The 21462-nt window shown below is 74.4% G+C and carries 18 protein-coding genes and 1 pseudogene; 9 read left to right on the plus strand and 10 right to left on the minus strand.

Annotation, left to right across the window (positions count from 1 at the left end):
* Positions 1–42 precede the first annotated feature (42 nt).
* Complete coding sequence (locus ACFV4G_RS26885; protein WP_380444608.1) at positions 43–1983, minus strand: helix-turn-helix domain-containing protein; 1941 nt, start codon at positions 1981–1983, stop codon at positions 43–45.
* 344 nt (positions 1984–2327) lie between these two features.
* On the opposite strand from ACFV4G_RS26885, the gene ACFV4G_RS26890 reads away from it, so the two are divergent.
* Entirely contained in the window at positions 2328–2945 is a 618-nt protein-coding gene (locus ACFV4G_RS26890) for a methyltransferase domain-containing protein (RefSeq protein WP_380444662.1), read from the plus strand.
* Positions 2942–5050 (plus strand): aminodeoxychorismate synthase component I, encoded by a 2109-nt coding sequence (gene pabB / locus ACFV4G_RS26895; protein ID WP_380444609.1) that lies wholly within the window; start codon positions 2942–2944, stop codon positions 5048–5050. Before ACFV4G_RS26890 ends, pabB begins: the two co-directional genes overlap by 4 nt.
* Positions 5051–5154: 104 nt before the next feature.
* On the opposite strand, the pseudogene ACFV4G_RS26900 reads toward pabB, so the two are convergent.
* Positions 5155–6072: pseudogene (locus ACFV4G_RS26900) on the minus strand (helix-turn-helix transcriptional regulator); the annotation flags it as partial.
* 24 nt (positions 6073–6096) lie between these two features.
* Here ACFV4G_RS26900 and ACFV4G_RS26905 point away from each other — a divergent pair.
* Positions 6097–7581 (plus strand): MFS transporter, encoded by a 1485-nt coding sequence (locus ACFV4G_RS26905; protein ID WP_380444610.1) that lies wholly within the window; start codon positions 6097–6099, stop codon positions 7579–7581.
* Between the two features lie 144 nt (positions 7582–7725).
* Here ACFV4G_RS26905 and ACFV4G_RS26910 read toward each other — a convergent pair whose 3' ends face one another.
* Entirely contained in the window at positions 7726–8685 is a 960-nt protein-coding gene (locus tag ACFV4G_RS26910; RefSeq protein ID WP_380444612.1) for a pirin family protein, read from the minus strand.
* Positions 8686–8779: 94 nt separating this feature from the next.
* Positions 8780–9463 (minus strand): ribulose-phosphate 3-epimerase, encoded by a 684-nt coding sequence (gene rpe, locus ACFV4G_RS26915; protein WP_380444613.1) that lies wholly within the window; start codon positions 9461–9463, stop codon positions 8780–8782.
* A 208-nt stretch (positions 9464–9671) separates the two neighbouring features.
* On the opposite strand from rpe, the gene ACFV4G_RS26920 reads away from it, so the two are divergent.
* Positions 9672–10526: a hypothetical protein gene (locus tag ACFV4G_RS26920; RefSeq protein ID WP_380444614.1), complete on the plus strand. Its 855-nt coding sequence runs from the start codon at positions 9672–9674 to the stop codon at positions 10524–10526.
* Here ACFV4G_RS26920 and ACFV4G_RS26925 read toward each other — a convergent pair.
* The 5 genes from ACFV4G_RS26925 to ACFV4G_RS26945 all read right to left on the minus strand — a co-directional run bounded on the left by ACFV4G_RS26925 (position 10516) and on the right by ACFV4G_RS26945 (position 14359).
* Entirely contained in the window at positions 10516–11010 is a 495-nt protein-coding gene (locus ACFV4G_RS26925) for a hypothetical protein (RefSeq protein ID WP_380444616.1), read from the minus strand. The two genes, ACFV4G_RS26920 and ACFV4G_RS26925, sit on opposite strands and share 11 nt — an antisense overlap.
* Positions 11011–11223: 213 nt before the next feature.
* Entirely contained in the window at positions 11224–11370 is a 147-nt protein-coding gene (locus tag ACFV4G_RS26930) for a hypothetical protein (RefSeq protein ID WP_380444618.1), read from the minus strand.
* 102 nt (positions 11371–11472) lie between these two features.
* Complete coding sequence (locus tag ACFV4G_RS26935) at positions 11473–12459, minus strand: aldo/keto reductase (protein WP_380444619.1); 987 nt, start codon at positions 12457–12459, stop codon at positions 11473–11475.
* 101 nt (positions 12460–12560) lie between these two features.
* Positions 12561–13379: an ABC transporter permease gene (locus ACFV4G_RS26940; RefSeq protein ID WP_380444621.1), complete on the minus strand. Its 819-nt coding sequence runs from the start codon at positions 13377–13379 to the stop codon at positions 12561–12563.
* Positions 13379–14359, minus strand: coding sequence for an ATP-binding cassette domain-containing protein (locus ACFV4G_RS26945; RefSeq protein ID WP_380444622.1), 981 nt, complete (start codon positions 14357–14359; stop codon positions 13379–13381). The genes ACFV4G_RS26940 and ACFV4G_RS26945 overlap by 1 nt, the downstream gene beginning before the upstream one ends.
* A gap of 106 nt (positions 14360–14465) precedes the next feature.
* Between ACFV4G_RS26945 and ACFV4G_RS26950 the strand changes: the two genes are divergently transcribed.
* From ACFV4G_RS26950 to ACFV4G_RS26965, 4 genes are all read left to right on the plus strand, one after another.
* Positions 14466–15215, plus strand: coding sequence for a TetR/AcrR family transcriptional regulator (locus ACFV4G_RS26950; RefSeq protein ID WP_380444624.1), 750 nt, complete (start codon positions 14466–14468; stop codon positions 15213–15215).
* Between the two features lie 234 nt (positions 15216–15449).
* On the plus strand, positions 15450–16964 hold the full coding sequence (locus ACFV4G_RS26955) for a glycosyl hydrolase family 18 protein (RefSeq protein WP_380444626.1): 1515 nt from the start codon (positions 15450–15452) through the stop codon (positions 16962–16964).
* A gap of 159 nt (positions 16965–17123) precedes the next feature.
* Entirely contained in the window at positions 17124–18269 is a 1146-nt protein-coding gene (locus ACFV4G_RS26960; protein WP_380444627.1) for a serine hydrolase domain-containing protein, read from the plus strand.
* Positions 18266–18823 carry a hypothetical protein gene (locus ACFV4G_RS26965; protein WP_380444628.1) on the plus strand — a complete coding sequence of 186 codons (558 nt, stop codon included), beginning with the start codon at positions 18266–18268 and terminating at the stop codon, positions 18821–18823. The genes ACFV4G_RS26960 and ACFV4G_RS26965 overlap by 4 nt, the downstream gene beginning before the upstream one ends.
* 87 nt (positions 18824–18910) lie before the next feature.
* Here ACFV4G_RS26965 and ACFV4G_RS26970 read toward each other — a convergent pair whose 3' ends face one another.
* The gene (locus ACFV4G_RS26970) at positions 18911–20293 is read right to left on the minus strand and encodes an alpha/beta fold hydrolase (protein WP_380444629.1); all 1383 of its coding nucleotides are present in this window, start codon (positions 20291–20293) and stop codon (positions 18911–18913) included.
* A gap of 160 nt (positions 20294–20453) precedes the next feature.
* Here ACFV4G_RS26970 and ACFV4G_RS26975 point away from each other — a divergent pair, with 160 nt between their 5' ends.
* On the plus strand, positions 20454–21446 hold the full coding sequence (locus ACFV4G_RS26975) for an ArsR/SmtB family transcription factor (protein ID WP_380444630.1): 993 nt from the start codon (positions 20454–20456) through the stop codon (positions 21444–21446).
* Positions 21447–21462 lie beyond the last annotated feature (16 nt).

Genomic DNA, 21462 nt, shown 5'->3' on the forward strand with positions numbered 1-21462 from the left:
CGGCCGGACGCCTCCCGGCCGCCGGCCGGACCCCCGCCCCCGCTACGGCGCCAGCACGGTGTCCCGCTGCCGCCACAGGACCTCCCGGGCCCTCAGCAGGCGCAGCGCGAGCTGGACTTCGAGCGTGCGTCCGGGCTGCTGCCAGGCGGGGCCCAGGAGTTCGGTGATCCGGTCCAGGCGGCGGGCCACCGTGTTGGGGTGGACGTGCAGGTCCTCGGCCGCCCGGGTGGGACTGCCGCCCGAGGCGAAGTAGGCCTCCAGGGTGGCGATCAGACTGGTCGCGCGCTCGGTGTCGTGCTCCAGCAGCGGGCCGAGGAGCGAGGCCACGAACCCCTCGACGTCGTGGTCGTCGGAGAGCAGCAGCCCCAGGAAGCCGAGGTCGGCCATCGCCGCGGCGCTCCCCGTGCCGTCCAGCGCCGTCAGCGCGTCCAGGCAGCGCACCGCCTCCTGGTGCACCCTGGCGACCGACGCGAGCCCGGTGGCCGGACCGGCCGCGCCGACGGTGACGGGCTGCCGCAGCAGTGGGGAAAGCTCCTTGGAGACCGAACGGGCGGCGGCCGAGGCGTCCGTACCGGGCAGCAGCAGCACGACGCAGCCGTCGCGCACCGTCTTGAGCCCGGACCGCCGGTACGCGTACGACGCGGCCCACACCGCGGCCTTCCCGTGCTCGCCGCCCTCCGGCCGGGCCACCACGACGACATGCGGGCCTTCCGGGTCGATCCCGAACTGTCCTGCCTGATAGACGAGTTGACTCGAAGGCTGGAGGGGTGTCGCGAGCAGGACGTCGAAGAACTCGTCCCGTCCCGGCCCGGCCGTCGCGGGCACGCTGCGCTGCCCCACGAGTTGCAGCGCGACCGCCCGTCCGACGAAGGCGAGGAAGCTCTCCTCGTCGGGGCCGAGCGGTCGCGCGAACCGGGCCACCACCACCCCCAGGTCCTCGACGCCGGCACCGACCGGGGCCACCCAGACGTCCTGCGCCGGGCTCACCGGGGCCCTCGCCGCGTGCGCCTCCAGGGCCGCCCGGCCGGTCAGCACCTCCGCGAGGCCGGGTACCTCCCCGGTGGAGGAGAGCACCTGCCCGTGCGCGTCACCGACCGCGAGCGTGGCGCCCAGCGCCTCCCCGGCCGTCCTGGCGACCACGTGCAGGTCGCAGCCGTTCAGCACCTGGTCGGCCAGCCGGATCCGGGCGTCGGCCAGCTCACGGGTCCGCGCGATCGTGTCGCGCGCGCGGGCGCCCGCCGACTCCAGCTCCGCGATCTCCAGCCGCGTGCGGTCCAGCAGCCTGGCCCGCTCCAGCGCCACCGCCGCGAAGTCCGCCAGGGAGCGCATCAGGCTGATCTCGTCGGGCGTGAAGTGCCGCACGACGCGGTCGGCGCCGTAGAGGGCACCGATGGAGTCCGCCCCCACCTGGATCGGCACCGCGATCACCGCGCGCAGCCCTTCGGCGCGGACCACCTCGTCGATCTGCTCGCTGTGCGGGATCCGGTCGTCGTTCAGGTAGTCCGGCGACCAGAACGCGCCGCCCTGCCCCTGCGCCATCTGGCCGAGGCCGTGGTGCTCCTCGACCACCAGGCCCACGTTGAGCGTCGTGGTCTGGCCCTCCGAGCAGTGGACGTACGACCCGCCCCGGGGCAGCGGCAGGCTGATGTAGGCCATGTCGAAGCCCAGCAGCCGACGGGTCCGGCTGGTGATGACCTTCAGCAGGGTGTCCGGGTCGTACGGGGCGGTCATGTCGTGGATCATGTCCACCAGGGCCGCCGTGGCCGCCTCCCGCTGCCGGCGCTGGTCGAGCGAGGCGTGGATCCTCAGCCCCAGCCGGACGGCCCGTTCGAGCTCCGCGCGCCGGCCCGGTGGCATCCCTTCCCCGCCCGGCTCCGCGGCGCGGTACAGCAACTCGTGGAAGCGGCCCAGCGGCGCCTCCGCGGCGAGCAGTTCGAGAATCGCCAGGGCAGGCGCGTCCACGAACCCGGAATCCAACGGCATGGTTCCCCCTCCACAGCCGGTGAAGATCATCTACACCGAGAGTAGGCGCCACGCAAGAGGGGGGTCAAGGCGCTGGCCTGCGATTTAACACGCCCGTAGTGACCGGGACACCGCACCGAACACGGCACGCTGTCACCCCGCCACCTTCCCGGAAGCGGCCGGCGGGGGAAACAATTCCAGGCGGGCACCGCGGGAGCGGTGCCCGCTCGCATGACAACGGGGGACATATGAATAGGCTCACGGACTACGGGCGTTCACTCGCCCGCAGCCGGGCCGCGCGGCTCCACGCCGACCGGCGCAACACCTTCACCCTGGCCGGGCGCGAATGGGACCTTTTGGACGAGGTGTTCGCGCCGCCTTTTTCGGTGTCGTCCGGGATCGCCCTGGAACTGCTCGGTCTGGGCGGGACGCCCGGAACATCCGGGGCACCCGAAACGTCCGGCCCCGGCTCGTTCCTGGAGGTCGGCTGCGGCACCGGCATCATCGCCGTGTCCGCCGCACTGGCGGGCTGCGAACGCGTGACGGCCCTGGACATCAGCGAACCGGCCGTCCGGAACACCGTGATGAACGCCGAACGGCACGGCGTGGCGGACCGGCTGACCGTCGTGCACAGCGACCTCTTCGAGAACGTTCCGGCCGGCCGGAGGTTCGACACCGTCTATTGGCACTCCAACCTCGTACTGGCCCCGCCGGAATACCGGCACAAAACGATCCACGAACGCGCCTACGTGGACCCCGGTTACCGGGACCACCGCAGATTCCTGGCCGACGCCCCGTCATTCCTGACCGAGAACGGGAGAATCCTGCTGCATTTCAGCAATCGCGGGAACACCGCCCGACTGAATGCGATCGCCGCCGAAAACGGCCGGGAAGTCCGTGAACTCCGCAGCCTCCGGGTGCACGAAGGGGACGACCTGGTCGAGCACGTTCTCCTGGAGATCTCCGTCGCCGAACCGTCATGAGAACTCTACTCGTCGATAATTACGACTCCTTCACCTTCAACCTCTACCACTGCTTGGCCCGGGTGAACGGCTCCGAGCCGGTGGTGATCCGCAACGACGACCCGTCCTGGCACCTGTCCCGGCTCTCCGGGTTCGACAACGTCGTACTCTCCCCCGGACCGGGCGATCCGGCCCGGGCGGCCGACTTCGGAATCTGCCGCGACATCGTCGAGCAGGGCGACATCCCGCTGCTGGGCATCTGCCTCGGCCACCAGGGGGCGGCGCTGCTGCACGGCGGCACCGTCACCCGCGCCCCGGAACCACGGCACGGCCGCACCTCGCCCGTCCTGCACGACGGCCGCGGTCTGTTCCACGGACTCCCGTCCCCGTTCGAGGCGGTGCGTTATCACTCGCTGACCGTGTCCGAACTGCCGGACGAAATGGAGGCCGTCGCCCGGACGCCCGACGGCGTGCTGATGGGACACCGGCACCGGCACCGGCCGATCTGGGGACTGCAGTTCCACCCCGAGTCGGTCCTCACCCGGTTCGGCCATGAACTACTCGCCAACTTCACCCGGCTGAGCCGGGAGTGGCACGCGGCCCGGGGCACGGCGGTCCGCCCGTCGCCACCTGCCCCCGCGCCGCGCCCGGCGGACCGGGCGGACCCGGCGGGCCGGGGCGGCGCCCGACGGCTCCGGGTCCTCGTGGACCGCCTCCGGACCGACTGGGTCGACGAGGTCGCGTTCCAGCGGCTCTTCGGCGCCGCCGACACCGCGTTCTGGCTGGACAGCAGCCGGCCGGACGGCGGCGCGGGCCGGTTCTCCGTCCTCGGGGACGCCTCCGGCCCGCTCGCGCGGATCGCCGAGGCCGACGTCCGGAGCCGGACCGTCACCGTGCGCTCCGCCACCGGCTCACGGACCGTCACCGGCGACTTCCTCGACTGGATCGACCGGGACCTCCGCGGCATCCGCACCGAACTCCCCCGCCTGCCCTTCGAGTTCGCGCTCGGCTGGGTGGGATACCTCGGGTACGAGCTGAAGGCCCAGTGCGGTGCCGGGGCGGCCCACCGGGCCGAGGACGCCGACGCCACCATGGTGTTCGCCGATCGCGCGGTCGTCCTGGACCACCTCACCCGCACCACCTACCTGCTGGCGCTGGCGGAGGACGAGGACGAGGCCCCGGCCAGGTCCTGGCTGGAGACCACCGCACGGGCCCTGGCCTCCGTGGCCGGCCGCCCGGCCGCGGACCCCGTCCCACCCGCTCCGCGGTCCGCCGTCCGGCTGCGCCACGACCGCGACGCCTACCTGCGGCTGATCGCCTCCTGCCACGAGGAGATCGCCGCCGGAGAGACGTACGAGGTCTGCCTGACCAACGTCGCCGAGGCCGGGGGCGACCTCGACCCGTGGGAGGGCTACCGCGTGCTGCGCCGCTTCAGCCCCGCCCCGTACGCGGCACTGCTCCGCTTCGGCCCGCTCGCGGTGCTCAGCACCTCGCCGGAGCGCTTCCTGCGCGTGGGGGCGGACGGCGTCGCGGAGTCCAAGCCGATCAAGGGCACCCGGCCGCGCGGCGCGACGCCCGAGGAGGACGCCGCGATCGTGGCGGGGCTGCGGGCCGACGAGAAGGACCGCGCGGAGAACCTGATGATCGTCGACCTGGTCCGCAACGACCTCGGGCGGCACGCCGAGATCGGCTCGGTCGAGGTCGCGGGCCTCTTCGACGTCGAGACCTACGCGACCGTCCACCAGTTGGTGAGCACGGTGCGGGCTCGGCTCCGGCGGGACCGCACCGCCGTGGACTGCGTGCGGGCCGCGTTCCCCGCCGGCTCGATGACCGGCGCCCCCAAGCTGCGGACCATGGAGGTCATCGACCGGCTGGAGGCCGGGCCGCGCGGCATCTACTCCGGCGCCATCGGCTACTTCTCGCTGTCCGGCGCGGCCGACCTGAGCGTCGCGATCCGCACGGCGGTCGTCACACCGGGGCGCGTGCGCTACGGGGTCGGCGGGGCGATCGTCGCGCTGTCGGACCCGGAGGCCGAGTTCGAGGAGACGGCGGTCAAGTCGGCCCCGCTGCTCCGGCTGACCGGGTCCGCGTTCCCCGGCCGCCGGCCGCCCTCGGCGCACGGCTGAGCCGGCGCGCCCCCGGGGTCGGGCGCGCCGCGTCCGGTGCGCCGTCCGGCGACCAGCAGCGCGGCGGGGCCCGCCTCCCGGTACCGGCCGACCAGGTCCTCCAGCAGCCGCCTGGTCTCCGGGCCGTCGGGCGTGTGGATCCACATCTTCGTGTCGGGCGCGGAGGCCGTCGTGAACGCGTTGGTGATCACGCTCAGCCGCTCGCCGTCCACGCTCCAGAACGACTTGCGCCGGGTGTTCGACGCGGCGACCTCGTGCCTGGCCCACAGCTCGGCGAAGCGCGGGCTGGCCTCCCCGAGCTGCCGCACGAAGTCGCCCCAGTGCGGGTCCTTGAGCCGGTGGCCGAACTCGGCCCGCAGCTGGGCCACCATGACGGCTGTCTCGTTCTCCCACTCCACGAGCGGCTGGAGCCGCCGCTCGACCGTGAACAGGTGCCACAGCACGTTCCGCTCCCCCGGCGGCAGCAGCACGATCGCCGGATCGAGCGCCCCGTACGCGTCGTTGAACGCGAGCACGTCGTAACGCGCGGTCACGATGCAGGCCGGCAACGGGTTCAGCGCGTCCAGGATGGCCTGGTTCTCGGCCGGGTCGGCGAGCCGCGCCGAGGCGTCCAGCGGCACGGCCGGCACGGCCGCGAGCCGGTAGAGGTGACCGCGCTCGGCCCGGTCGAGCCGCAGCGTGCGCGCAATCGCGTCGAGCACCTGGACGCTCGGGTTGATCCGCCGCCCCTGCTCCAGCCAGGTGTACCAGGCCGCGCCGATCCCCGAGAGCTCCGCGACCTCCTCGCGGCGCAGGCCGGGCGTGCGCCGCCGCGGGCCGGGTGACAGTCCGACGTCCTCGGGCTTGATGCGCTCGCGTCGGAGCCGCAGGAACGCGCCCAGCTCCGCGCGTCGCTGGGCCTCGGCGGTCGGAGGGGGGCCGTCGGTCGGTCGGGTCACCGCACGATTCTGCTGGACAACGGGCCGATCCGGGTAGCCGGGTACTCCCGGTTCCAGGATCACTGGATATCTGGTACCCCCCACGGGGCCGCCGGGATCATCGCTGCCATGACCGAGAAGACTCAGGAGCGGGCGGCAGCAGCCGCCCGGCCCACGCCCCCCGCAGAGCCGGAGACCGCGCTCCCGGCCCCCGACGCGGCCGCACAGACCCGCCGGAACAACCAGATGCTGGTGGTCCTGCTGGGTGCGGTCTTCATGGCCCTGCTCGACTCGACGATCGTCAACGTCGCCACCCCGACCATCCGGACCGACCTCGGCACCACGGGGTCCGCCCTCCAGCTGATCGTCTCCGGCTACACGATCGCGTACGCCACGCTGCTCGTCACCGGCGCCCGTCTCGGTGCCCGCAACGGCTTCCGGACGGTCTTCCTGGCCGGACTCGTCACGTTCACCGTGGCCTCGCTCGCCTGCGGACTGGCGCCCGACGAGGGCACCCTGATCGCTGCCCGGGTGGTCCAGGGCGTCGGCGCGGCGATGATGATGCCGCAGATCTACAGCCTGATCCAGCTGAAGTTCGAGGGCGCCGCCCGGGCCCGGGCGCTGAGCCTGTACGCGGCCACCATCGGCCTCGGCGTCGTGGTCGGCCAGGTCGCCGGCGGACTGCTGGTCAGCGCCGACCTGTTCGGCACGGGCTGGCGCCCGGTGTTCCTGATCAACGTGCCGGTCGGGGTGGTCCTGGTGGCCGCCGGGCTGCGCGTGCTGCCGAAGGGCCGGCCCGAGAACCCCAAGGGCCTCGACATCCCCGGGCTGATCACGCTGACCGCCGCGCTGCTGCTGCTGGTCATCCCGCTGGTGCTCGGCCACGAACAGCACTGGCCGGCCTGGATGGTGGTCTCCCTGGTCCTCTCCGTCCCGGTGTTCGCCGCGTTCGCGATCGTCGAGCGCTCGGTCGCGCGGCGTGGCGGTTCGCCGCTGATTCCCGGCCGGGTCCTGAAGACGCCCGGCCTGCTGCCCGGGGCGAGCGCCATGTTCCTCGCGATGGCCGGCTACGCGGGCTTCCTGTTCTCCTTCTCGCAGCACATGCAGTCGGGGCTCGGCGAGTCCGCCACCCGCACCGGCCTGACCTTCGCGCCGCTCGCGCTCGGCGTCGCCACCGGCAGCCTCACCTGGCAGAAGGTCCCGGCCCGGTGGCACCGCCGGATGATCGTCATCGCGTGCACCGTCACGGCCGTCGGCCACTTCGGCATCGGCTTCGCCGTGCGCTCGGGCGGGCACGGCGGCGTCGCGCTGCCGCTGCTGCAGCTGGTGGTGGGCCTCGGCATGGGCTACATCACCAGCCCGCTGCTGACCGTCTCGCTGGCCCGGGTCGTCCCCGCCGACGCGTCGGACGCCAGCGGCGTGATGACCACCTCCGCCCAGATCGCCCAGGTCCTCGGCATCGCGACCTACGGCAGCGTGTTCCTGGGCACCGCCGACGGCCAGGGGGCGAACCCGTCGGCCCACGCCATGTTCGTCACCGCGATGCTGGTGGCCGCGGGCGCCCTGCTCAGCGCCGTCGCGTCGATGAAGCTGCCCCGCCCCCGGAAATCCTGAACCCGGCGGTCCCCGGGGGTCGTTGCCGCGCGAGCGGCCGATCCGGCCGGACCGCGGCGGGTTCGTGCGGAATGCTCGGCCGGGACTTCCCGTCCGAGCGTTTCGCATGCGCCCCCTGGGACGGGACGGAACGGCCGGCCCGGCTCACCGCTCGCGCCCCCTGGGCTTCAGCGGGGTGGCGGGCAGTTCCGGGGCGGGCAGGCGGTCGCCGGCGTAGCCGTGGACGGTGCCGAAGCGGTCGGTGGTCATCCAGTCGGCGCGGGCCCGGGCGATGTCCTCGGTGGAGCGGCCGATGAAGTTCCACCACATGACGATCTTCTCGTCGAAGGGCTCGCCGCCCAGCAGCAGGACGGCGGCGTCGGTGCGGGCGAGCAGCGGGAGTTCGGGGCGGCCGCAGCCCAGGTAGAGCATCGAGCCGGGTTCGACGCGGACGCCGTCGACGTCGACGCCGCCGGACATCGCGAGGACGGCGTACTCGAAGTCCGGGACCAGCGGAAGCCGGAGGTCCGCGCCGGCGGTGAGGGCGAGGTCGGCGCCGACGAGCGGGGTGTACGTGGTGCCGGGCGAGGTCGCGGTGTCCAGGGTGCCGAGGACGACGGTGGCGTGCAGGCCCGGGGCCGTGACGACCGGCAGGTCGGGGTGGTGCTCGAAGGCCGGGGCGGTGTGCCGGTGGGCGTCGGGCAGGGCCACCCAGAGCTGCGCGCCGTGCAGGTGGCGGGCGTGCGGACGGGGGGACTCCTCGGAGTGCGAGATGGCCCGGCCGGAGGTCATCAGGCCCAGTTCGTACGGGCGGACGGTCCGCAGGCTGCCGAGGCTGTCGCGGTGCAGCACCTCGCCCTGGTGCAGCCAGCTGACCGTCTGCAGGCCCATGTGCGGGTGGGGCGGGACCTGCATGCCGGGCTCGTCGGCGATGTCGTCGGGACCGTAGTGGTCGACGAAGCACCAGGCGCCGACCATCCGGCGGCCCAGGTTGGGGAGCAGGCGCCGCACCACGGTGCTCTCGCCGAGGGGGACGCGGCGCCCGGTGAGGAGTTCCTTCACCGGGCCGCCGCCGGCCTCCCGACCGCAGGCGGTCGGGACGGGCTTGCGGTCGAGGTTGCTCATGTGCGGGTCCACCACCGTACGGAGAGGGGCGATGAGAGACGTTCGTCAGTGATCGTCCCTCAGCGCACCCGGTATCCGCGCCCGCGACGCGGACTCAGTGCGCGCAGGCCCACCAGGCGTCGGTGGTGGCGGCGGTCGCCAGGTCGCGCAGCTTGCGGACGGCCTCGGCCGGGTCCTGCGCGCCGTAGACGGCCGAGCCCGCGACGAAGACGTCCGCGCCGGCCTCGGCGCAGCGCTCGATGGTGCTCGCGGACACGCCGCCGTCGACCTGGAGCCACAGTTCGAGGCCGTGCTTGGCGATCAGCTCCCGGGTGCGGCGGATCTTCGGCAGCATGATGTCCAGGAAGGCCTGGCCGCCGAAGCCGGGCTCGACGGTCATGATCAGCAGCATGTCGAGCTCGGGCAGCAGGTCCTCGTAGGGCTCGATCGGGGTGGCGGGCTTGAGGGCCATGGAGGCGCGGGCGCCCTTGGCGCGGATCTCGCGGGCGAGGCGGACGGGCGCGGCGGCGGCCTCGGCGTGGAAGGTGACCGAGCCGGCGCCGGCCTCGACGTACTGCGGGGCCCAGCGGTCCGGGTCCTCGATCATGAGGTGGCAGTCGAGCGGGATGTCGGTGGCGCGCGCGAGCGACTCGACGACGGGGACGCCCAGGGTGAGGTTGGGCACGAAGTGGTTGTCCATGACGTCGACGTGCAGCCAGTCCGAGCCCCGGACGGCCTCGGCCTCCTCGCCGAGACGGGCGAAGTCCGCGGACAGGATGCTGGGGTTGATCTGCGCCATTACCAATACCTTCACACGAGGGCTCGGGCGCCACCGTGCCGGGCACCCCGCCCCATCATCTCGCGCGCCGGCACCGGCCCGCGCACCGCGCGGTCGCCCGCGTGACCGTCATCACACCCGGGGCGGGGTTACCGCGGCCGCCGCTGTGGTCATCAGCACTGGAGCGACGCCCCGACCCGTCCCACCCCCGTTCAAGGAGGGTCTCCCGATGGCCGATCTCGTCCACCCCGCCCGTTCTCTCTGGTGGCTCTTCGAACCGGTGCACTCCCTCACGTACTTCTCGCCCGAGGGCCAGGCGGCCTTCGAGGCGGCCGGACTGCGGGGCGGGTGGCGCGGCTACTTCGCCAGCCGGGCCGCGCCGCTGGGCGCGGTGGACGCGCCGCCCGTGATCGCCGCGTTCTTCAGCTTCGCGCCGGCGGTCGTCGAGCGCGCGGTGCCCGAGGTGTGGACGCACGCCGGGCCGGAGAAGGCCCTGGCCGCGCGGGCCGAGGGGTCGTCCGCGGCGCTGGCCCGGGTGCTGGAGCACGTCGACCCGGCCCAGGTCGAGCTGGCCGCCGACGCGCTGGAGCGGGCGGCGGCACGGCTGGACTGCGCCGGGCGCGTCCTGGCCGCCGCCAACGCCGCGCTCCCCCGGCCGGCCGACCGCTACGGGCGGCTGTGGCAGGCCGCGACCGTCATGCGCGAGCACCGCGGCGACGGCCACGTCGCCGCGCTGGTCACGGCCGGGCTGGACGGCTGCGAGGCGCTCGTCGTCCGCTGCGCGCTGGACGTGCGGCGCGAGGACCTCCAGCCGCGGCGCGGGTGGACGGACGAGGAGTGGGAGGCCGCCGCGGAGCGGCTGGTCGAGCGGGGCTGGCTGACGGCGGACGGCGCGGTCACCGAGCTCGGCCGGATCCGGCACCAGTCCCTGGAGGCCGCGACCGACCTGGCCGCCGCCCGGGTGTGGGAGGACTACCCGCGCCGGGAACTCGACCGGCTGGCGGCCGCGTTGAAGCCGATCTCGGCGCTGTGTCGCGGCGAACTGCCGGTCGACCTGCTCGGGCTGCCGAGCATCAGGCCCTGACGCCCTCGGACTCACCGGGCTCGCCGGGCGGGCCGGACTCACCGGACTCGCCCGGCGGGCCGAGGACGATCCCCCGTCCGGCGAAGAAGCGTCCGAAGTCCCGCCACGGCACGTGCGCGAAGGACTGCGACCCGCCCGGGAACCCGGACGGGTTGTGGATCACCAGCGCCGTGCTCGTGGCCCCCACCGCCAGCACCAGGTGCCCGCCGCGGCGGACCGGGTCCGGCCCCTCCGGCTCACGGATCGACGGGTGCACCGACAGCATCGGCAACCGCCCGCCGGCCACCTCGGCCGCGATCTCCCCGGGCGCCAACTCCCGCGCCTCGGCGGCCAGTCCCCACCGTTCCCGGACGTGGGTGGCGAACGGTACGTGGATCAGCCCGCGCAGGCCGTCGCCCTCCCGGACGTACGCGCCCGCCGCCTCGCACTCCCGGGCGAGCACGAGCGCCGGGGGCGCGAGGCCCCACCAGAAGTCGAGCGCCATCCGCAGGCAGGCCACCCCGCACAGGCGCCACGACCACCAGCCGTACTCCTCCGGTGTGGCCGCCCCGGACTGCCCCCACCGCGGAGGGGGGGGGGGGGGGGGGGGGGCCGCCGCCCGGGAGGCCGACCCCCCCCGCCCCCCGCCGCACCCCCGACGAGATCGCCCGGGCCACGACCCCCAGCCCACCCCCCACAGCCCCCACCACCACCCGCCCTACTCCACGGGTGTGGCCCCCCCGCACTGCCCCCCCCGCGGAAGTTGGGCGGCGACCTGGGCCCCGCCGACGATCTCCCGCACGAGCTCCGCCGACTCCCACTGCGCGTAGTACGGCACGTCGTGCACAACCGCCTCGTCACCCATCCCCCGACGCTCTCACGCCCCACCGCCCCACGCGAGCGCCACACGCGAGGCCGCACGGTCCCGCCCCGGCCGCCACGACCGGGGCGGGACCGCGCCGAGCGCCTACCAGGCGTAGTCCTCCGGGGCCGGGCGGTGGCCCGGGAAGAGGTCGTCGAGGCGGTCGAGGGTCTTGCGGTCGAGTTCGACGTCCAGGGCCCGGATCGCCGAGTCGAGGTGCTCCTGGGTGCGCGGGCCGATGATCGGGGCGGTGACGGCCGGGCGGCCGAGGAGCCAGGCGAGGGCGAGCTCCGCGGGCTCGACGCCGAGTTCGTCGGCGAGGTCCTCGTAGGCCTGGATGCGGTCGCGGTGGGTGGCCAGGAGGTCGTCGGCGTGCGCGAGCGCGGCCCGCACGCGGGTGCCCTCGCGCTCCTTGCGCAGCGCCCCGCCGAGCAGCCCGCTGCGCAGCGGGGACCACGGCAGGAGGCCGAGGCCGTAGTGCTGGAGGGCCGGCACGACCTCCAGTTCGACGGTGCGGTCGAGCAGGTTGTACAGGGACTGCTCGCTGACCAGGCCGAGGAAGTGGCGGTTGCGGGCGGCCTCCTGGGCCTGGGCGACGTGCCAGCCGGCGAAGTTGCTGGAGCCGACGTAGATGATCTTTCCCTGGGCGACCAGGACCTCCATCGCCTGCCAGATCTCCTCCCAGGGCGTGTCCCGGTCGATGTGGTGCATCTGGTAGAGGTCGATGTGGTCGGTGTTCAGGCGCCGCAGGCTCGCCTCGACGGCCCGCCGGACGGCGAGCGCGGAGAGCTTGCCCTCGTTGGGCCAGTCCCCCATCGCGGCGTAGGCCTTGGTGGCGAGGACGGTCCGCTCCCGGCGCCCGCCGCCCTGCGCGAACCAGCGGCCGATGATCTCCTCGGTGCGGCCCTTGAGGTTGCCCTCGGGGTCGCGGCCGTAGGCGTTGGCGGTGTCGAAGAAGTTGATGCCCCGGTCGTGGGCGGCGTCCATGATGCGGTGGGCGTCGGACTCCTCGGTGTGCGGGCCGAAGTTCATGGTGCCCAGGCAGAGGCGGGAGACGGTCAGGCCGGTGCGGCCGAGGTGGGTGTACTCCATGGCGTCCACCTTCGGCCGCACCCGGCACGGGTGTCCAGCACCTTCACCGGACCGGCGGGTCAGCACCCGCTCGTGCTCACACTCTCGGCGCCCGCGCCGCCTCAGCGCCCGTGGGTGGCGAACTTCCGCACGGCCAGCGGCATGCAGAGCACGAGCAGGGCCGCGCTCCACAGCAGCGAGGCGAGCACGGCGTGCTGCATCGGCCACGCGCCTCCGGGCGCCGAGGGGTTGCCGAACAGGCTCCGGCTCGCCTCGACCACCGCGCTGATCGGGTTCCAGTCGGCGACGGTCCGCAGCCAGCCCGGCATGCCGCCGGTGGGCACGTACGCGTTGGTGATCATCGCCAACGGGAAGACGGCGACCGAGAGTTGACCGGCGGCCTCCTCCTTGCCGACGGCGAGTCCGAGGCACGTCCCCACCCACGTCATGACGAATCGGAAGAGCAGCAACAGCCCGAACGCCCCCGCCGAGTCCGCGAATCCGTGCCGGACGCGCCAGCCGGCGGCCAGTCCGACGGCCGCCAGCAGCGCGAGCACGACGGTGCTGACCAGCAGGTCGGCGAGGGTCTGGCCGAGCAGGAGGCCGGTGCGCGAGACGGGCATCGAGCGCAGCCGGTCGGTGACCCCGCGCCCGACGTCGCGGGCGGCGCCGACCATGGTGGGCATGATGCCGTTGGTGGCGACCATGGCGAACAGGCCGGGCATCAGGAACTCCCGGTAGTCGCCCCCGCCCGGCACCTGCATGGCGCTGCCGAAGACGTACCCGAAGACCACCACCATGATCACCGGCACGCCCAGCGAGGCGGCCAACAGGCCCGGCGAGTGGCGGTAGTTGAGCAGGATGCGGAGCATCGACGTCCCGGTGTCGGTGACGAGCCGGGACGGTCCGGCGGCGACCGGGCCCGCGTGCGTGGCGGCCATCAGGCGACCCTCCTCAGGTCGGCGGTGCGGGTGGCGGTGAGCGCGAGGAACACGTCGTCCAGCGAGGGCGCCCGGACCGCGACGTCCTCCGCGACGACGCCCTTCCCGTCCAACTCCCGCACCAGCGCCGGGAGCAGGACGTCGACGCCCGGCGGTGTCACCACCGTGACCAGGCGCTCGGCGACGTCCACCTGCGCGTCCCCGCCGGACAGCCGGGACAGCACGACGGCGGCGGAGCCGAGTTGGGAGGCGTCCGCGATGGTGACGGACACCCGGCTGCCGATCTGCGTCTTGAGCCGGGCCGGCGGGCCGGTGGCGATCGCGGCGCCGTGGTCGACGACGACGATGTCGTCGGCGAGCCGGTCGGCCTCCTCCAGGTACTGGGTGGTGAGCAGCACGGTGGTGCCGTCGTCGGCCAACTCCTTGACGGTGTCCCAGATCTCCTGGCGGCTGCGCGGGTCCAGCCCGGTGGTGGGCTCGTCGAGGAAGAGCACCGGCGGGCTGGTGACGAGGCTGGCGATCAGGTCGAGGCGCCGGCGCATGCCGCCGGAGTAGGTGCGCACGAGCCGGTCGCCGGCCTCGGCGAGGCCGAAGCGGTCGAGCAGTTCGTCGGCCCGGGCGCGCGCCCGGCGGCCGCCGAGGTGGTGCAGCCGGCCGAACAGGTGCAGGTTGTCGCGCCCGGTGATGCCCTCGTCGACGGCGGCGTGCTGCCCGGCCAGGCCGATCGCGCGCCGGACGGCCTCGGACTCGCGGGCGACGTCGAACCCGGCGACCCGGGCGGTGCCGCGGTCGGGGGCGACGAGGGTGGCGAGGACGCGGACGGCGGTGGTCTTGCCGGCGCCGTTGGGGCCGAGGAGGCCGCACACGGTGCCGGCCGGGACGGTGAGGTCGAGGCCGCGCAGGGCCTCGGTGGCGCCGAAGCGTTTCGCCACGCCCGCCATCTCGATGGCGGGCCCACGGTGGTCGGAGCGGTCGGACATGGCTGTCTCCACCCTTCTCTAGGTACAGCGTACGTAGAAGCGCGTGCGGGCTCATCGTACTACGTACGCCGTACGTATCTAAGATGGGTGAGCGAGGTGATCTTCAGTGCCGTCCAGCAACACCCCCGACAACCGCGACACCCCGGGCCGCGGCGAGCCCCCGACGCCCCCCGACGCGCCCGAACTGATCTGGCTGCGCCCCGAGCGCACCGGCCGCGGCCCCCGGCCCGCCCACAGCCGGGCGTCCATCGCCGCCGCCGCGATCGCCATCGCGGACGCCGAGGGCCTGGACGCCGCCTCGATGCGCCGCGTCGCCGCCGCCCTCGGCGCGGGCACGATGTCGCTCTACAACTACGTGCCGAAGAAGGAGCACCTCCTCGACCTGATGCTCGACGCGGCGGCCGGCGAGTACGACTTCGCGACCCTCGCCCCCACCGGCGACTGCCGCACCGACCTCGTCCGGCTCGGCCGCCGGCAGCTCGACCTGTGCCGCCGCCACCCCTGGCTGCCCGCCCTGGTCCTCGCCCGCCCCGGCATCGGCCCCAACGCGCTGCGCTACACCGACCACTACCTGGCCATCACCGCCCCGAGCGGCCGCAGCGGCGGCGACCGGATGGAGGCGATGGCCCTGTTCAACGGCTTCGTCTGCCAGTACGCCCAGTACGAGCGGACCGCGGCGGCCGGCGCCAAGTGGCAGGCGGAGCTGGCCGGTTACCTCACCCAGGCGGCGATGAGCGGCGAGTACCCGCACCTGGCACAGGCCTTCACCACCCCCGGCCCGCCCTCGGACCCGGCCACCGCCTTCGAGCGCTCACTGGATCGGGTGATCACCGCCATCCTGGCGCCGCCGTCGTAAGGCGTTCGTGGCCCCCGCAGCCGCCGTACCTGCCGCGCCCACCACGGCGACAACGGCCCCCGGGGCGCCCGCAAGGCCGGGTCGATCCGGGTACACAGTGTCGGCGACCCGTCAACCGGTTCGGCGGAAGTCCCTCGCCCCGCCCGGTTCCCCCATAGTCTGCACGGGTGCGGTCACGCCCGGCGCCGGTGCGGGCGTCCTCCGTGACGGCCGCCCCCGGAGGGAGAACACGTCATGAGCGAGCTGGTGCACCCGTCCGACCCCGGTCTCGACGGACGGGCCGTCGGCGCCGCCGAGCGGACCTACGCGCGGAACGGATTCGACCCGGCGACGACCGACGGCCGGCTGTCCCACACCCCCTGCCGGGTGGCCAAACCGGTGTTCAACTCCTACCGCCGCAACGGCTCCCAGACCGTGTCCGGGTTCCTGGACACCTCGTGGGCCTACGACGCCCGCCTGACCGAAGCCCCCGACGACCCGGAAGGCCGTGCGGTCCAGGACGGCGGTCCGGGCGCCGACCTCGCCCGGCTCGACGCCGCACCCGGCGCGTTCGACGAGATCGTCCTCGGCCTCGTCGGGCTCGTCGGCGACCAGGGCGGCCTGGCCGCCGCCACCGCCCAGGCCGCCCTGGACTTCGGGATCCCCGACGCCGAGCGCGGCGCGGTGGTCTTCGTCGACCCGTGGAGCGCGGTCGCCGCCTACCAGGGGTACGGCTTCGCGGGCTGGGTCTCCAACGACTACCGGGACCTCTTCGACGAGCGGAAGGCGCAGGGACTGCTGGGTGCCGCACGGCGCCTCAAGGACCGCGACCCGGCCCTCGCCGTCGGCCTGCACGTCGGCGGCTGGGAGCTGGGCGAGGCGTTCCGCCGCCTCACGCCCGACCCCGCCGCGCGGAAGCGGTTCGCCCGGTCCGTGGTCGAACTCCTGGAACAGTTCCCCATGTTCTCCACCCTCCACCTCGACTGGCGCTGGCCCGGCCTCGGCAAGGAGGCCACCGACTACGCCGCGCTCGTCGGCGAGACCAGGTCGGCCCTGTCCGCCGCCGGCCTGCCCGCGACGATCGCCGTCGCGGTGCCCGCCGCCGTCGCCCAGCTCAAGGCGATGAACGTCCCCGTCCTGGTCGAGGAGGGCGCCGAGCGCTTCGACGTGATGTCGTTCGACGCCTTCGGCAGCCCCTGGTCCCCCGGCCTCGGACACCACGCGGCCCTGCACCACGACCCGGCGGGCCCCCTGGCGGACAGCATCGACGGGGCCGTCACGTACCTCCTCGACGAGGCCCGCGTGCGGTCCGCCCGCATCCACCTCGGCTACGCCACCACCACGCGCAACGCCCGCCGGGCCCGGATCGACCGCGTCTCGCCCCTGAAGGGCCGGTACGACGCGGGCCCGGGCGAGGTCGTCGGGTCCTTCCGGCCCGGCGTGAGCCACTTCGCCGACGTGCTGCGCAACTTCCTGGACCTCGAACGCGGCCGGGGGCGCAACGGCTTCGAGCTGTACACGGACACCACCGCCGACGCCGACTACCTCCACAGCGCCGACAGCGGCGTCTACGTCTCCCTCGACACCCCGCGCTCCGTCCGCGCCAAGGCCGAGTACGCCCGCGCGCGCAACCTCGGCGGCCTGTTCGCCGAGCACGCCGAGGCCGACCCCGGCCTGCTCACCAACGCCGCCCACGAGGGGCTGGGGCACATCGCGACCTCGACCGTCATCGACATGAAACCGCTCTACGTCACCGGCCGCACCGCCTAGCACCGCACCGCCTGGCACCGCTGCCCAGCGGCGCCCGCCCCACGCAACGAGCCCCCCATCCGCCCCGCGCGCCCCACTCCCGACAAACCCGTCGCACCCGCACGCCGCCTCCCGTACGGTGGATCCGTAGACGATCTTGGCCGTACGACGAGGGGCACCATGCAGCAGTACGAGGGTTGGGCCGACGAACGCTTCGGCCCCGTCGCGGACGAGTTCGCCCGCAACTTCGCCGAGTTCCCCGAGCTCGGTGCCGCCGTCACGGTCTACTCGGGCGGGCGCAAGGTCGTCGAGCTGTGGGGCGGCACCGCCGACGAGCGCACCGGCCGGGCCTGGACGCGGGACACGGTCGTCCCGGTCTTCTCCGTCGCCAAGGGCGCCGTGAGCATCGCCGCGCACCTCCTCGCGCAGCGCGGCCGGCTCGACCTCGACGCCCCGATCGCCCGCTACTGGCCGGAGTTCGCGCGGAACGGCAAGCAGGACATCACCACCCGCATGGTCCTCGGCCACCGGGCCGGTGTGCCCGCGCTCGACGCCGTGCTCCCGTTCGAGGACATCGCCGCGTGGGCGCCGGTCGTCCGGGCGATCGAGGAACAGCCGCCGCTGTGGGAGCCGGGCACCACGTACGAGTACCACGGCCACGTGCTCGGCTTCGCGGTCGGCGAGGTGATCCGCCGGATCACCGGCCTCACCCCGGGCGCCTTCCTGCGCGAGGAGATCACCGGGCCGCTCGGCGGCCTGCCGGTCTGGATCGGCCTGCCGCAGGAGCAACTCCCGCACCTGGCACGGCTGGTGGAGGCCGACGGCCGCCGCCCGATGCCCGGCCCGGAGCACCTGCTCACCCGGATCGTGACGATGAACGGCGCCCTCGTCTTCCCCGGCCTCGACGCGCCGCACGGCTGGAACGACCCGGCCCTGCACGCGATCGAGCTGCCGGGCGCGGGCGCCGTCGCCTCCGCGACCGGCCTCGCGGCCCTGTACGCGGCGGCCGTCACCGGCCTCGACGGCGGCGAGCGCCTGCTGTCGCACGACACCGTGACCGACGCGGTGCGCGAAGTCTCCTCCGGCGCGGGCTTCCTGGGCTTCGACATGGGCGCCCGCTGGGGCTCCGGCGTCCTGCTGGACTCCCCCGCGTTCCGCCCGCTGTACGGCCCCCGGAGCTTCGGCAACGACGGCGCCGGCGGACAGTTCGCCTTCGGCGACGACGAGTTCGGCATCGGCTTCGGGTACGTGGCGAACCGGATGATCGGCCACGGCGACGCCCGCGCCACCCGGCTGATCGAGGCGGTCCGCAGGTGCCTGGGGTGACGGCGTTCCTCGCCGGGCTCACCGAGCTGGCCGCCACCGGCGGCCTCGGCCCGCTGCGCTACAACGCCCCGCTGCCCGAACTCGCCGCCCGCTACGGCGATCCGTACGACTGCGGGCGCGTCCACAAGGACACCCGCTGGCCGCACGCCTTCGGCTGGGGCGACGCGTGGACGGTGTTCTGCAGCTGCCGCCGGCTCCGCTCGCTCTCGCTCCCGGCCTGGCACGGCGAGCTCGAACTCCCGCTGCCTGATGGCGGGTTGCGCACGATCGACACGCACGTCACGGAATCCGCGCTGGTCGCCGCGCTCACCGCGGCCGGCTGCACGTGGGAGACGGTGACGTACGAGAACATCCCCGGCCAGCGCACCCTGGAGGTGGCTCCGACCGAGGACATCCGCGTCGCGTTCGTCCTCACGGAGGGCGGAGGCTCCGATCGCGCCGGCGAACCGCCGTCCGAGGACTGGCTGTTGAACAAGGTCGGCCTGTGGGGCTACGACCACCCCGACTGCCCCGGACCCGACCGCACCACGCCCGACGACGGCTGGGGCGCGTAGGGCGCGCCTTTCGGCTCGGGGCCCGACGACCGGCCCGGACCGTTCCGCCCCCGCGCGGAACGGTCCGGGATCCCCTGCCCCTGCGGCTCAGCCGCCGAGCAGGAAGTCGTACACCGCCTGCCGCCCGATGTCGCTGGCCGCCCGGGTCTGGACCCCGTGCGCCGCCCCGGGGACGACCACGACGTGCGCGTCGTGCGCCATCTCCGCCTCCCGGTACGTCCAGGCGAGCGGCGTGGACAGGTCGCGGTCGCCGCCGAGCAGCAGCACCGGCACGTTCGGCAGCCTGTGGTGCTCCGACGGCGTCGCCGGCACCTCCTCCTGCGGCCAGTCCAGGCAGGTGAGCAGGGTGCCCGTCCCGGTCGCGGTGGCCGGGTCGAACGGCCAGGTGTCCTCGGGGGCCAGCTCGTCCCTCGCCTCGGCCAGTGCGGCCGCCCGTCCCTCGACCGGGGTGTCCGAGGTGCCCCACGGGAAGTGCCCGTCGGCGCACAGGGTGCTCGCGTGCAGGCCCTGGCTCAGGAACTCGGCGGGCGCCGCGTTGCCCTGGTGCGCGCCGTCGATGTAGCGCTGGAGCATGGCGGGCCGCCCGGCGGCGGCCTCGTGCAGCGCCTCCGGGACCCCGTGGTAGTCCGGGTCGACGAACTCGAAGCTGGTGATCGCGTCGAGCACGTCGGGCCCGTCGTGGTAGCGGCGGACCGTCTCCGCGAGGTCGGCGGCCGGGTCGGTGGTGCACCCGGTGGCCGCGCAGGCGGCGGTGAGCACCCGGGCGGTGGCCTTCAGCGGGACGGGGTCGAGCGGGTCGTAGCCCTGCTGCGGCACCACGGAGTCCAGCACCAGCCGGGCGACGTGCGCGGGGTGCGCCATCGCGTACCGCTCGGCGGTGAAGGTGCCGTACGAGACGCCGTCCAGCGTGAGGCGCTTGTCGCCGAGGGCGCGGCGTAGCTGGTCGATGTCGGCGACGGTGTCGGCGGTGCCGTAGAACCGCCGGTCCGGGCCGAGCGCGGCCGCGCAGTCGGTGACGGCCTTCGGGGTGGGCGGGGCGAGGTCGGAGGCGCCCATCTGCTCCTGGAGCTCCGGGCACCGGAGGGCGTTGCCGCCGGTGCCGCGCTGGTCGAACATCACCAGGCGGTAGTCCTTGAGGACCGGTGCCAGCCGGCCCACGATCCGGTTGACCAGCGGGACGCCGGGCTGGCCGGGACCGCCGGTGAGGAACAGCAGGTCGCCCTTGGGCGCGTCGGTGTTGCCGCCGACGGCGACCCGGAGGTCGAGGGTGCCCGGGGTGTCGCCGCCGTGGTCGAGCGGGACGGTGAGCGTGCCGCAGGTGAAGCCGGGGCTGCCCGCACAGGGCGCCTGCCCGGTGAGCCCGCCGCCCGCACCGCCCGGGGCGGCGACCGCCGGGGAGCCCAGCGTCGTCCCGGCGACCACCGCGACGGCGCCCAGCAGGGCGGCGACGCGGCCGCGCGTTCTCGTCATGTTCGTTCGTCCTTCCCCGTACCGGTTGTCGAGGACGAGCTTGTGCCGCGGGGGCACCGCGGCGCGACGATTCCTGCAAGGATTCGAGCAGGTTCGAAACGTCGGCCCCCCCGGAAGCGGCCCGGAGCCGGCGGAACCGTCCGACGGGGGAAGGACACCGATGATCACGCTTACCATCGACTCGACCGGCCTGGCCCGCTCGCGGTTCGTCGTCTCGCCGCTGCACGAGGCGGTCAACACGCTGATGTCCTCCGGGCTGACGTCCCGCACCGGCCCGTACGCCTGGGTGAGCCGCACCCGCCGGGTGCTGCGCCGGGAGCGGCTGGACCTGCTCGCCGGGCTGGCCCTGGACACGGACGGCGGCTACCTGCCCGACTTCCTGTCACCGCACCCGAGCGGCCCGGCGCCCGAGGTCGCGGAGCAGCTGGCGGCCGTCCGCGCCACGCCGCCGGAGCGCGTCCTCGGCGAGCTGCTCACCGTCCGGCACGGCCGCCCGGAGGCCGGTCTGACGGGCCGTCCGCTGCCGGAGGCCGTCGAGCGGGCGATCGACCGCGGCGCGAAGTACTTCGCGCACCGGGCGGCGGACGAACTGGGCCGCTACTGGGAGCTCGCGATCGCGCCGTACTGGCCGGACGCCCGCGCGGTCATCGACGCCGAGATCGACCGGCGGGGCCGCTTCCTCGCCCGGTACGGCACCGGGGCCCTGATCAACTCCCTGGCCCCGCAGCTCTCCTGGGCGCAGGGGCGGATCCGGCTGGAGAGCCGGCTCACGGTGGCGCTGCCGGCCCGGATGGTGCTGCTGATGCCGACGCTGGTGACCCGCGAGATCCACGTCATCCTGGATCCGATCGACGGCGTGCACCGCGCGCCGACGCTGATGTACCCGGTCGCGGACCGCCGGACGGCCCGCCTGGAGCCCAGCCCGGCCCTGGCCCAGCTGCTCGGCCCGACCCGGGCGGACCTGCTCGCCGCGCTGGTCGGCCCGGCCACGACGGCGGCGCTGGCGGACCGGCACTACCTGAGCCCGGGCACGGTCTCCTACCACCTGGGCGTGCTGCACCGGTCGGGGCTGGTGAGCCGGGTGCGCAGCGGCCGGGAGGTGCTGTACCGGCGCACGCCGCGCGGCGAGGAGCTGGCGGGGGCGCGCCCGTAGCACCTCGCCGTCCCCC

Origin of the sequence: Kitasatospora sp. NPDC059747, from assembly GCF_042732955.1 — a bacterium.
Taxonomy (GTDB): Bacteria; Actinomycetota; Actinomycetes; order Streptomycetales; family Streptomycetaceae; genus Kitasatospora.